The sequence below is a fragment of the Spirochaetales bacterium genome (assembly GCA_016930085.1).
Lineage (GTDB): Bacteria > Spirochaetota > Spirochaetia > SZUA-6 > JAFGRV01 > JAFGHO01.
The window spans coordinates 22,139-32,481 of the sequence record JAFGHO010000102.1 but is presented as its reverse complement, the minus strand read 5'-3'; the positions used below and the strand labels follow the sequence as shown (position 1 = coordinate 32,481).

The window sequence follows — 10,343 nt, the reverse complement described above, 5'->3', positions numbered from 1 at the left end:
TTATTCGTTTTTTTTTTTTTTTTTTTTTTGATCATGTGACATCAAAAACCCCGAATTCCCCCTTTTTTTCTTCAAATTCCATACTGAAACTGCTTATATTCCCGCTTTTTAGTTCATCTCAGGCCGTTTTTTCCGTTTTTCCGCGACAAATAATCCTTACTCATTTATAAGGATTATTTGTATTGACAGGAAGACGATAACGGCAATTGACCGCCGTTCCTCGAATATAATCAACTATCGGCATGACAAGGGCGTTTCTCTACAGGTTTTATTACATTTTGTTATTGCATAAATTCAGATTGTTTTAACACGAAGGGATTTAAGGAAGCCCGGGGCACGAAGGTCTCGAAGATAGAGAATACATAACGTGCCCATCGCGTCTTTCGTGTTATCAATCCTTTTTAATTATTGGAAGAAAAGAATAAAAAAAACCGGATTTTACTCTTGCGTTTTAGCGGTGAAATGAAACCGTAAATCCTCATTGATTTTCTTTCTCTGTGTGCCCCGTGAACTCCGTGTGAAACACTCTTCATTCCTCCAAAGTCTCACACAAAGCTCTCGAAGCACACAGAGAAGAATGTGTAGTTTTCTTAATCCTCCTCCTCTGTGTGTGTCCTGTGTGAAACAGGATTTATTTTACCGGGATTTCTTCGCCCATCATCAACCCCTGATGCTTTCTGTAAAGATATTGATCTTTTCCGTGGATACATCCGGCGGCATACCCCCCCCGCATGAGAAGATGACACGCGACGGATCATCCAGCACATCGTGCAGCCCCCGCGCAGCCTTTTTCACATCCTCGTTGCTTCCTCGCGCGAGTACGTCGCGCGGCGGGATATTTCCCAGCATGGTCACCTTGTTTTTTGTTGCGGCCTTGAGTTCGTTGAGGGGGATATCGAATCCCATATTGAAAAGGTTGATACCGATTTCGGGCAGATACGGAAGGGAAACCCTGCAATCGGCGTCGTTGTGGAAAAATTTGATGCTGACCTCTTTATTGTAGAGTTCCTTCAGATACGGCAGGCCGAACTCTGCAAACTCATCTTCCCCGACAAACCCGATCATATCGTCGAGGATCATGACGCCGTCTATCGAGGGAAAGGTCTCCCGCTGCACATCATGCCAGTCGAGGAGAAAATCGGTGATGATTCGAAGCAGCCGGTGGATCTCTTCCGGTGTGGTAAGCATACCGGTCATCAGTTCGGTCGTGCCCATCAGGTAGGAAGCGATATTGAGGTGGCCCCGGGAAACGGAAAAACGTATCCGGTGGCCTTCTTCTTCGATTTTCTCCTGATTGAGTTTGAGGCGGTTCAGGAGAAACGGGGTGAGTCCGTCCACCCCCGCTTCCGGCTTCGCGAGATTCGAAATATCGTCGATAGAAAAGATACATTTATGCGCATGCGGAAACTGATCGGCGGGAAACGTCGAGCGTGAGCCGAACGCTGAGGGCTCGCTGCACATGCCGTACTCCGACCAGAAGCCGGGCAGGAACATGATATCGGGAAATGTCCGGACCGCCCTGAGGTTCGCCTCGAGCCATTTTTCATCGCTGGTGAAATAATCCAGGATCGTCATCCCCGCCCAGTTCGGAAGCCATGGGCAGTCGATAATGAATCCGACCGGCAACGGTTCGATACGTTTCCCGTTGACAATGTCTATCAGATCGTTCCATTGGTTGTCAGTCATACCTTTATTCCTTTCGCGCTGTGTATTTGTATTTCTTTTGCCGTTTGTAACAACTCTCCATGGTACAGATCGCGCATCCGTAATCGCGCCGGACGGCATGCTTGCCCATCCCGATAACCCCGCTGACGGATTTAATCGGGATCATCAAACCCGATTCCGTCAGGCTGACACGGGAGAATCCCTCAGGCAGGAAAGAAAACAGCTTTTTCTGTTCGGCGACATTCCAGCCGCAATAACCGGGGCTGTAGCGGTTCGTGATCGACATCCCCCGACTTCCGGCTTCCCTCTCGATACGGGCATGAATATAATCCGCCGCGCGCTCCGCCATTTCCGAACCAGCGGCATCCTGGATAAAGGCTTTCATATAATCGTTCGACCTGTTTGCCGAATATATTTTCTCGCTGATCATGCTTCCCGCAGTGGCGACAAAGACGGCGATATACTCGCTTTCTTTCAGATTCGATGCGATTATTTCCCCGGTTTCAAAAAAAATCCGGCCCAGCCAAAATCCGGCCGCTTCACACCGCAAGGCCTCTTCGAATACCAGCCTGAATCCGCCGTAAAGATCATCACACTCCTCCACCTCCGGCCAGACGGTGTCGATCTCCTCTCTCACGTACGAAGGGGTGTCTCGCCTACGGTAACCGATCGAGTATTCGACATCCTCCTTTTTGAGGTTCAGGCCGGATCGCTCGATATAATAGTCGAATATGGTATTGCCTGATTTACTTACAATCCCCACGGCTTCTCCTTACAGCGCAGCCTGCTCCGTGATCGAATTCAGGTATTCGACCGCGCCCTGGGGGTCCGGCGAGTAGAGGTCCGCGCCGATTTTTTCCGCGAAATCTCCGGTAACCGGAGCGCCGCCGATCAGTACCTTCGTCTGTGGATACCGTGTTTTTATTTCCTCGACGGTGGCTTCCATATTTACCATCGTCGTGGTAAGCAGGGCGCTCAAACCGACGGCGCACCCCTCGTTTTCACCGATAACCCTGACAAAGGTCTCGGGCTTCACGTCAACGCCGAGGTCGACGACCTTGAAACCGGCGCCTTCGACGATCATGCCCACAAGATTTTTACCGATATCATGCAAATCACCGCTTACCGTTCCAATCAGAAATATCCCTTTTTCCTTGATTTCGCCCGAGATGAAAAAAGGCTTGAGACGGTTCATCACGCCGGTCATGGCTTTTGCCGCGATCAGCATTTGCGGGACATAGACTTCCTTTCGCTTGAACTTCTCCCCGATTGCGTTCATTCCCACAACGCACCCCCTGTACAATATATCACGGGGTGATACGCCTTTTTCAAGCGCCTCCGCGACCAGTTCCTCGGCGCCGTCCTGGCCTGCTAGTTCTTTCGGATACGGGGTCGATTTGTTCTGTTTTCCCATTTCGATGCAGAGGGCCAGCCTGCTTAATAATTTATCCATACATACTCCTATACTCGCAAACTCCTGTTTCGTCAATCATTATCAGGCCCTAAAATACTTTTCCTGATAACGAGCTCGACAGGAAAAATAATTTTTTCGGCTGTCCGCATCTGATCTTCGATAAGGTTAAAAAGCACTTCCGAAGCTTTATATCCCATTTCAAAAAGGGGTTGCCGTACCGTCGTCAAAGGCGGATCCATGAGTCCGGCGATATTTATGTCGTCAAATCCGGCCAGAGAAATATCAGAGGGTATGTTGATGTTCGCTTTTTTGGCTTCGGACAACACCCCGATTGCCATATGATCGTTCGAGCAGACAATCGCATCGGGAAGATCGCCCGAACGGATGATCTTCTTCATTACCCCGATACCGGAGTCGATTGTAAAATCGCCGTTGAAAAGATAATGAGGCCGGACATCGATCCCGTTTTTTTCCATCGCGTTCATAAACCCGCTCGCCCTGTCAATCGAATTCCGCATCCGGGAAATTCCCTTAATAAAAAAGATCTTTCTTGAGCCACTCCGGATAAGGTATTCGGTTATCCCGAACATCCCCTCCATATTTTCGGCATCGACGTAATTTATCCCCGGATTATCCGGACGTTCTCCGACAATCACACAGGGTATTCTTTTTTTCACTATATAGTCGACATCAAGACATCTCATATCCGGGATGAAAAGTATAAGCCCGTCAACCTTTCGCTCGAAATAAAGCCGGTAATAATCGACACCTGAAGCGTTCTGTTTATATGTTGAAAGAAGGAGATCCAAACCGTGCGAACCCGCGAATCTGTCGATTCCCTGCATCAGCATATTGTAATACTCCATGCCATGGACCGGCGTATTGGGCGGTTCGGGGATGACAATACCGATTGTATTGACCTTCTTGCTGCGCAGCGCCCTCCCGATATGATTCGGGTAGTAATGGAGGTCCTTGACGGCCTTCAAGACTTTTGCCCGCGTTTCCTTTTTCACATACCCTTTGTTATTCAGTACCCTGTACACAGTAATGAACGAGACATTCGCTTTTTTTGCAACGTCCGACTGCGTGACCACATTCACTCCTCTCCGCGAAATAATATAGCTTTCTTCATCATACCAGCTAAATGAAAAAAATTCAAACGCCTTTTTCGCCGGTATAAAAAACGACTGTATTTTTTTTTATCGCTATGGCATAATCAAAAGGAGTATAGACCCGTCCGCATATCGTGTTAATATTATTTCCGGACATACCGTGAGAGGACAGGCGCGTTTTTTTTTCATCGTATAGTTTCATGTAAAAGATGATCATATAAAGGAGCTTCCATGATTAATGAAGACGGCTATGAATTATGGTTGAGATATCCGGCGATTTCGGAAAAAATATGGCGCAAGAAGTATGAAAAAAAGATCACCGGCATTATGATCCCGGGGAGGTCAAAGACACTCATCGAAGCCCGGGACGCATTGATGCGGGGGCTTTCGGGGTTGCTGGGTATTACCATACGGGCTTTCGACACCTTGCAGACAGACGGTATTATCGTTGCCGGAACATACGATTCTCTGAAACCGATTTTTTGTGGGCCAGGGACGCTCGAACAGATAAAAAAGATCGGGGAGGGGGAATACGCCATAACCGAAGTCACCTATACCGGGAAACGAATAATCACGATCACCGCGGCAAACGAAATCGATATACTGTACGGCTGTTTTCATTTTCTCAGGCTTTGCGCGACGCTGTCCCCCCTGGACAACCTCACCGTCTCCGAAAGTCCGGCGATCCACCTCCGTATCCTGAATCACTGGGATAATCTCGACGGCACGATCGAACGCGGATACGCGGGTTTCTCGTTATGGGACTGGCATAAACTCCCCGATTATATCAGCCCGCGATGCGTCGATTACGCGCGGGCGAACGCGTCGATCGGAATAAACGGAACCGTCCTCAATAGCGTCAACGCAAACTCACTCAGTCTTTCACGGGAATACCTCTCGAAAGCCGGGGCCCTTGCCGATTGTTTCAGGCCCTTTGGCATAAAGGTGTACCTCTCCATATGCTTCAGTGCCCCGATCGAACTCGACGCCCTCCCGACCAGCGATCCCTGCTCGCCGGAAGTAGCCGGTTGGTGGAAACAAAAAGCGGAAGAGATATACAGAATCATTCCGGATTTCGGCGGATTCCTGGTCAAGGCCGACTCGGAAGGGCAGCCCGGACCTCATGACTACGGCCGCACCCACGCAGACGGGGCGAATATGCTCGCGGACGTCCTCGCGGATTACGGCGGTATCGTTATCTGGCGGGCGTTTGTCTATGATTACAAAATCAAGGAGGACAGGGTAAAACAGGCCTGGACCGAATTCACCCCCCTGGACGGGAAATTCAGGAAAAATGTCGTGATCCAGGTAAAAAACGGACCGATCGATTTTCAGCCGAGAGAACCCTTCCATCCCCTCTTCGGGGCAATGCCGCACTCGAACCTTGCCGTAGAATTCCAGCTGACACAGGAATATCTGGGACTTGCCGCCCACCTCGTGTATCTGGCCCCGCTGATAAAAGAATGCCTTGATTCGGATACATACGCCCACGGGCCCGGATCGACCGTCGCCCGCGTGATCGACGGAAGCCTGTACGGCAGCCCGATCACGGGTATCGCCGCCGTAGCCAATACCGGATCCGACAGGAACTGGTGCGGCCATCCGTTCGCGCAGGCAAACTGGTATGCCTACGGACGGCTCGCATGGAACCATCGCCTCAAGGCGGAAGACATCGCGGAAGAATGGATCCGGATGACATTCTCGAACAACCGGGAGGTTGTCGATACCATGAAAACAATGATGATGTGCTCGAGGGAAAACGCGGTCAATTATATGACGCCGCTGGGATTACATCATATAATGGCATATAACCATCACTACGGGCCCGGCCCGTGGGTCGATTTTGGACGTCAGGACTGGACATCGGTCTACTACCACAGGGCGGATGAGGACGGCATCGGATTCGACCGGACCGGCACCGGAAGCGATGCCGCGAGTCAGTATCACGAGCCGGTAAAAAAGCGTTTTGCCGATATGGACAGGTGTCCGGAAACGCTGTTGCTGTGGTTTCACCACGTGGCGTGGAAGCGGAGGATGAAATCCGGACGAACCCTCTGGGAGGAATTATGTTTCAGGTACGCAGACGGTATCCGGGGTGTACGCGCCATGATCGATGAATGGGAATCACTGAAAGGCCGGATCGATCGGGCGAGGTTTCAACACGTCCGCGTATTGCTTGCCTTACAGGAAAAAGAGGCGATCTGGTGGCGGGATGCCTGCCTTCTCTATTTTAAGGAGTTTTCCCGGATGCCGTTTCCCGAAGGATATGAAAAACCGGAGAAAACACTCGATGAGGTAAAAGAAATTCGCCATTTCTATGTACCCGGTATCTCTAATCCTTTTATCCCGAAAAAACCGGATGAAAAAACCCATGACGGCGAGGAGATCCTTTGAAGCTCACGTCCGTGAAAATCGACATGATATTATTAAAGGAGATATAGAAATTCGCTGATTCATGGGGAATATCTCAGGAAATCTCCAATGTTTTCTCAACGGTATACGGACAATTGTCGTATTACGCGGAAATCGGAGTTCGGGTTATCTCTTGACAAAGAACTATAGACGTGTATCCTGTGACTGGAAGCCGCTTGGGAAAACGCGTATACGAAAAAGACCTCAATCCGTTTCGACAAACGTGAAAGAGGTTATCATTTGATAAAGGAGTAAGAATATAATGAAGAAAAGCAAAACCAATGATTCATGCTTCACCAATCCGATCCTACCCGGATTTTATCCGGATCCTTCGATATGCCGTGTGAACGAAGATTATTACCTCGTCACATCGACCTTCGCTTATTTCCCCGGTGTCCCGATTTTTCACAGCAGGGATCTCGTTCACTGGGAACAGATCGGCCATGTCCTGGACCGCCCTTCCCAGCTTGCGCTGCACGGTTTCGATCAGTCAAAAGGAATCTACGCCCCTACCATTCGCTATCATAACGGGCTTTTTTACATGATCACCACCAATGTGAACAATAATCGAGAAAACGGTAATTTTATCGTCACCGCCGAAGATCCCTCCGGCCCCTGGTCGGATCCATTCAGGCTGCCCGACGCGCCCGGCATCGATCCCTCCCTCTTCTTTGACGACGACGGCAAAGCATACTATACGGGAACACGGCCCGTGCCCGAAGGTGAACGGTACCACGGAAACTGGGAAATATGGCTGCGGGAACTCGACCTCAAAACCATGACCCTGACCGGTCAGGACCACGGACTCTGGCGGGGCGCCATGCGGGATGTCATCTGGCCGGAAGGCCCGCACCTGTACCGGATAGACGGGTATTATTACCTTATGATCGCGGAAGGGGGGACCGATTATCACCATTCGGTCACTATCGCGCGCAGTTCGAACATTACCGGGCCCTACAAGGGAAATCCCGCAAACCCCATCCTCACCCACCGGCAACTTGGACGCGATTACCCGATCGTCAATACCGGTCATGCCGATCTTATCGAGACCCAAAACGGCGAGTGGTGGATGGTATGTCTGGCCTCCCGGCCGTACGGCGGGTATTACAGAAACCTCGGAAGGGAAACCTTCCTTGTCCCGGTCAGATGGGAGGATGGCTGGCCCGTCGTGTGTCCGGGAACAGGTAAAATCGAGGCTTCATACCCGGTACCGGATCTTCCTCCCTCATCCTCTCCGGCGTTACCTGCAAGGGATGATTTCGACAACCCCGAACTCCGGCTTTGCTGGAACTTTATACGGACACCGCGTGATGGATTTTTCAGTCTTTCCGAAAAAAAGGGGTATCTGCGGCTGCGGCTCAAGCCGGATAAGGCGAGTGAATACGGCAATCCCGCTTTTGTCGGCAGGCGCCAGCAGCATATCAATTTCAGGGCGGCCGCTGCCGTGGAATTTACGCCTGACATCGAGGGGGAGGCCGCCGGGTTTCTTCTGCAACAGAATAACCGCTATCATTTCCTGTACTGCCTTGTAAAAGAAAACGGAAAGGATATATTGCGGCTTACCCAATGCAACAATGGGGAGGAAAAAATGCTTGCCGAGTATTCCTTCGCCGCCCCCCCGGGACGGCTGTATCTTTCCGTTCAAGCGAGGGGACAGGATTACGGATTCTACTACGGCACCTCCGAAGATGAAGAAACCCCGCTTGCACGGGAGGTCGACGGCCGCATACTCTCTACGGATAAAGCCGGCGGGTTTGTCGGCGCGTATATCGGCATGTATGCATCCGGGGGCGGAAAACAAAGTGCCAATCATGCCGATTTCGACTGGTTCGAGTATAAAGGGATTGATTGACATCCGTTCTTCAACCTTCTATGCTTTATGGATAGCGGCCTATGAATCTCAATATTCCGTATATCGTCTATATCACAGGGTATATCATCGCGGGAAGCATCCTTACCATGATGACTTCCCATATCTGGATCAACAGAAAAATTCTCAAACCCGGGCTGGGAATAGCGATTCTTTTTACCTCATGGTTGTGGTATACCTGCCAGCTGTTCGAATACATCATGGCAGGCTATGAACTGAAACTTCTCTTTAATACCTTTCAATACATCGGCATTGCCTTCCTTCCCCCCGCATGGATCGGTTTTTGCTACTCCTTCGCTTTCAAGGATCAAATCAGGGGATACAGGCTTTCAGCGTTATGCGGAATCCTTTCCCTCGGATGGCTGATCGTCATTTTTACCAATCACTTCCACCATCTCATGTGGACCGGAGCTACCCTGAATGCCAATAATATCAATATCGTAAAGACATTCTCCCCGCTCTATTACGTTTTTATCGGCTACATCTACCTTTTAACGGTCGGGGGATTCGTTTTAATACTCGGTCTTTTAAAAAACAGACAACCGAGGCGGCACACGATGATACTCATCGTGGCGGGAGGATTTCCCGTCATCGCGAATATTTCGGAATATCTGTTCAGACACTCACTCTCCTATCTCGAGATCACACCCATTTCCTTTGCTTTCTCCAGTCTTATCGTTATCTATTTCATTCGATTGCGTTATTTCAGGATCATCCCCCTGACGCAGCATAGTGTGATAGAATCCCTGAGTGATCTCGTGATCCTCCTTTCTCCCGACAATCAGATTGTCTATCTCAATCCCGCCGTCTCCTCGCTGATAAACGAAAAGGAAACCGGGATTATCGGAACGCCCCTCTCACGCTATTTGCCCGATTTCAAGGAGATACTCGAAACCGATCCGGAAGACGGGATGTTGAGTAAAGAGGTTACGGTATCGGGGATAACCTATTTCGCGAATCTCTCGCCTATTTACAACTGGAGAAACAGGCTTATCAACAAGGTGCTCGTCCTTCGGGATATTACCCGCCTCAAAGACACGGAGACGAGCCTGAGAAAGATGAAAGAAAATCTCGAACAAATGGTCGATGAACGGACAAAGGAACTTCTTGCCGCGAATAAATCGCTGGAAGAAGAGATAGAGGTTCGAAAAGGAATCGAAATGAAGCTGAATCGGACTGTTTCGGAAAAAACGATCCTTCTCGGAGAAATCCACCACAGAGTAAAAAACAACCTTCAGATCATTATCAGTCTCCTGAAGCTGCAGCGGAAATACATCGAAGACGAAAAATCCCTCGATATATTCAATACGGCCATTTCCCGCATACAATCGATCGCCATTATCCATGAAAAACTCTATAAATCAAAAGACCTCACGGACACCGATGTCGCCGATTATGTTCACGACCTCACGAGGTATCTCCTCGCTTCATACAGCACGGGAGGCAATAATATTTCCATGCGGATAAATATCGGTACTATCTATCTCGATCTCGATCGAAGTATTTTATGCGGACTCATTATCAATGAGCTTCTGCTCAATGCGATAAAATATGCGTTCCCGCCCGAACGGACGTCGGGCGAACATTCCACGATCGAAAACACTATTACCGTGAAGCTGATCAGGGAAAACGGGGAATACCTGCTTTCAATAAACGACAACGGTGTGGGTCTTCCCCCCGACTTTGATATCGCAACCCAGCCGTCACTCGGAATGAAAATCGTTACCACCCTGACAAAACAACTCGGGGGCACGATCTCAGTTAAAAGCGATGCAGGAACGACAATCAGTATCAGGTTTCCCACGGTCAGTCGATAGCACAGGCAGTAATGACCTGTAACATGCGTCGCTTCGGGTAATTTTTTTTTGAT

At 49.7% G+C, this 10,343-nt stretch carries 7 protein-coding genes; 3 read left to right on the top strand and 4 right to left on the bottom strand.

Translation table 11 applies throughout. The annotated features are described in order from the left end of the window. Positions 1-660: 660 nt before the first annotated feature. Genes JW881_17435 through JW881_17420 form a run of 4 tightly spaced genes read right to left on the bottom strand, consistent with a single transcriptional unit; the run spans position 661 to position 4,173 of the window. The gene (locus JW881_17435; protein ID MBN1699307.1) at positions 661-1,686 is read right to left on the bottom strand and encodes a hypothetical protein; all 1,026 of its coding nucleotides are present in this window, start codon (positions 1,684-1,686) and stop codon (positions 661-663) included. A 4-nt stretch (positions 1,687-1,690) separates the two neighbouring features. After that, complete coding sequence (locus JW881_17430; GenBank protein MBN1699306.1) at positions 1,691-2,428, bottom strand: hypothetical protein; 738 nt, start codon at positions 2,426-2,428, stop codon at positions 1,691-1,693. A gap of 9 nt (positions 2,429-2,437) precedes the next feature. After that, positions 2,438-3,118, bottom strand: a complete 681-nt coding sequence (locus tag JW881_17425; protein ID MBN1699305.1) for a corrinoid protein — start codon at positions 3,116-3,118, stop codon at positions 2,438-2,440. 32 nt (positions 3,119-3,150) lie between these two features. Continuing rightward, positions 3,151-4,173 (bottom strand): LacI family DNA-binding transcriptional regulator, encoded by a 1,023-nt coding sequence (locus tag JW881_17420; GenBank protein MBN1699304.1) that lies wholly within the window; start codon positions 4,171-4,173, stop codon positions 3,151-3,153. 249 nt (positions 4,174-4,422) lie between these two features. Between JW881_17420 and JW881_17415 the strand changes: the two genes are divergently transcribed. From JW881_17415 to JW881_17405, 3 genes are all read left to right on the top strand, one after another. Beyond that, on the top strand, positions 4,423-6,585 hold the full coding sequence (locus JW881_17415; protein MBN1699303.1) for an alpha-glucuronidase: 2,163 nt from the start codon (positions 4,423-4,425) through the stop codon (positions 6,583-6,585). Positions 6,586-6,865: 280 nt separating this feature from the next. After that, complete coding sequence (locus JW881_17410) at positions 6,866-8,455, top strand: glycoside hydrolase family 43 protein (GenBank protein ID MBN1699302.1); 1,590 nt, start codon at positions 6,866-6,868, stop codon at positions 8,453-8,455. A gap of 41 nt (positions 8,456-8,496) precedes the next feature. Beyond that, the gene (locus JW881_17405) at positions 8,497-10,290 is read left to right on the top strand and encodes a hypothetical protein (protein ID MBN1699301.1); all 1,794 of its coding nucleotides are present in this window, start codon (positions 8,497-8,499) and stop codon (positions 10,288-10,290) included. Positions 10,291-10,343 lie beyond the last annotated feature (53 nt).

Bases quoted from the DNA above. Each gene is read 5' to 3' on its own strand.
- JW881_17405 (MBN1699301.1), top strand. From the start codon at position 8,497: ATGAATCTCAATATTCCGTATATCGTCTATATCACAGGGTATATCATC.
- JW881_17415 (MBN1699303.1), top strand. From the start codon at position 4,423: ATGATTAATGAAGACGGCTATGAATTATGGTTGAGATATCCGGCGATT.
- JW881_17435 (MBN1699307.1), bottom strand. From the start codon at position 1,686: ATGACTGACAACCAATGGAACGATCTGATAGACATTGTCAACGGGAAA.
- JW881_17425 (MBN1699305.1), bottom strand. From the start codon at position 3,118: ATGGATAAATTATTAAGCAGGCTGGCCCTCTGCATCGAAATGGGAAAA.
- JW881_17410 (MBN1699302.1), top strand. From the start codon at position 6,866: ATGAAGAAAAGCAAAACCAATGATTCATGCTTCACCAATCCGATCCTA.